Source organism: Synechococcus sp. R3-13 (assembly GCF_047462195.1).
GTDB lineage: Bacteria > Cyanobacteriota > Cyanobacteriia > Thermostichales > Thermostichaceae > Thermostichus.
In genome coordinates this window covers 1-1965 of sequence record NZ_JANSIO010000493.1, presented here as the reverse complement: position 1 = coordinate 1965, position 1965 = coordinate 1, and the positions used below count along the sequence as shown (strand labels likewise).

The following is a 1965-nucleotide window of genomic DNA, read 5'->3' as shown; positions in this document are numbered from 1 at the left end:
TTCAGGGTTTTGGGGGTTAGAGGCATGCTCCAGGAGCAGCGCCACCTTGACCCGCTCGATCCCAGCCCGCTGCAACACCCCCGGTTGGCGGGGATCCGCCTGTAGGTATTGCCACTGCTCTTCCAAATGAGGGGGCAGATCGGGAGCAACTACTACAGCGCGATGTCCAAAAGCTTCTAGGGCTTGGAGAGTGAGCCCCACCAAATCGTTGTAGCCGCAGACCAGGATAGAGACACCTGGATCCCTGCTATTCTCTTGCACCTGTGCATGAGGCGATCTCGAAAGGGAGCTCACCATAGCTCTGTCATCTACCCTGCTCCCTTTATACTCGAAGCCTCTTCAGCTTTCGCGAGTGCTGTCAATACCGCTGACCGCAAAGCCCTGGGTAGAGACCCGTTGCTCAACAAGACCGGCTGCGTTGCTGGCCATCTCAGGCGCTGTCGAGGACAAGGGGAAGCCACCCAGTTTCATCCCAAAGGGTGAGAAGTGAGAACAACTCCCAAGAGCTTGACCTGGTACTTGAGATCCTCTATCATTGCCCCAAGGCGAGGTTCTTGAATAAAAGTCTCAATAAAGCTGGCCTAAGATGAGGGTCAACGGAGTGAGATTTGCGGGAACCGCCTTTGTCCTTTGGGCGTAGCTTTCAGGTTTTTTCTCAGAGAGAGGCATGGCCAGCTTGGCCGGTGGAGCTGTGTCTCTTGAGATGTTTTTGAACTTAGGAGTTGGGTATGCGCTTATCGCGACGGCAATTTGTCAGTGGAGCCACGCTAGGTTCTGCGGCTCTGGCAGCAGGGTCTCTTCTGCGTCCGGCCCATGGCGCCAATCGGGAAGTGAACCTCTACACCTCGCGGCACTACGGCACAGACGAGAAATTGTACGAACTTTTCAAGCAGAAAACGGGCATTACCGTGAATTGGGTGCAGGGCAACGCCGATGAGATCGTCCAGCGCATCCGCAGCGAGGGATCCAACAGCCCCGCCGACATCTTCATGACGGTGGATATTGCCCGGTTGTGGCGCGCTCAGAACGAGGGCTGGTTTCAACCCATCCAGTCGGAGACGCTCTCCAAAAATATTCCCGAGTCTCTGCGGGATCCAGAGGGGTACTGGTTTGGCCTCACCAAGCGGGCGCGGGTGATCATGTACAACAAAGACAAGGTGGATCCCAAGGAGTTGTCCACCTATGAGGACTTGGCAAACCCCAAATGGCGGGGCAAGGTGCTCACCCGCTCCTCCAGCAACGTTTACAGCCAATCCTTGACGGCTTCGATCATCTTGGCCCACGGGATCCCGGAAACGGAGCAATGGGCCCGGGGCTTGGTGGCCAACTTTGCCCGTCCGCCGGAAGGGGGAGACACGGATCAGATCAAGGCCGTGGCCGCCGGGGTGGGAGACGTGGCTTTGGCCAACACCTACTATTTGCCGCGTTTGATCAAATCCGACAATCCAGAAGAGCGCGCCGTAGCCGAGAAAATCGGCGTCTTCTTCCCCAACCAGCAGGATCGTGGCACCCACGTCAACATCAGCGGGGCCGGCATTCTGAAAACAGCTCCCAACAAAGACGCGGCCATCCAATTTTTGGAGTTTCTCTCCGGGCCAGAGGCGCAGGCCATTTTTGCCCAGAGCAACAACGAGTATCCAGTGCTGCCAGGGGCCGAGATCGACTCGGTGGTGGCCAGCTTTGGCACCTTTAAGGAAGATACGATCAACGCCGCCAGCATTGGCCGCGTCACCCCTGATGCGTTAAGAGTCATGGATCGGGCAGGTTGGCGATAGGGGTTGGGATCGCCCAGAGCGCCGGGGTGGCCGAGAGTCTTCTTCATTGGCTCCCCGGCATGGCTTATGGCTCGGCCATAGATCAAAGCCAAGCCTCAGATTTTGGTCTTGAGACGTGACATACTCCCGCACTCATGCTGACGTATAGATAGAGAGCGGGCTTTCGGTAGCCCTGTAGTTGGCAAGCCAA

At 57.0% G+C, this 1965-nt stretch carries 1 protein-coding gene and 1 pseudogene; one reads left to right on the top strand and one right to left on the bottom strand.

Annotation, left to right across the window (positions count from 1 at the left end; translation table 11 throughout):
• Nucleotides 1-261: pseudogene (locus NW856_RS13635) on the bottom strand (hypothetical protein); the annotation flags it as partial.
• A 461-nt stretch (nucleotides 262-722) separates the two neighbouring features.
• Here NW856_RS13635 and NW856_RS13630 point away from each other — a divergent pair.
• Nucleotides 723-1775 (top strand): Fe(3+) ABC transporter substrate-binding protein, encoded by a 1053-nt coding sequence (locus NW856_RS13630; RefSeq protein WP_414400688.1) that lies wholly within the window; start codon nucleotides 723-725, stop codon nucleotides 1773-1775.
• Nucleotides 1776-1965: the final 190 nt, after the last annotated feature.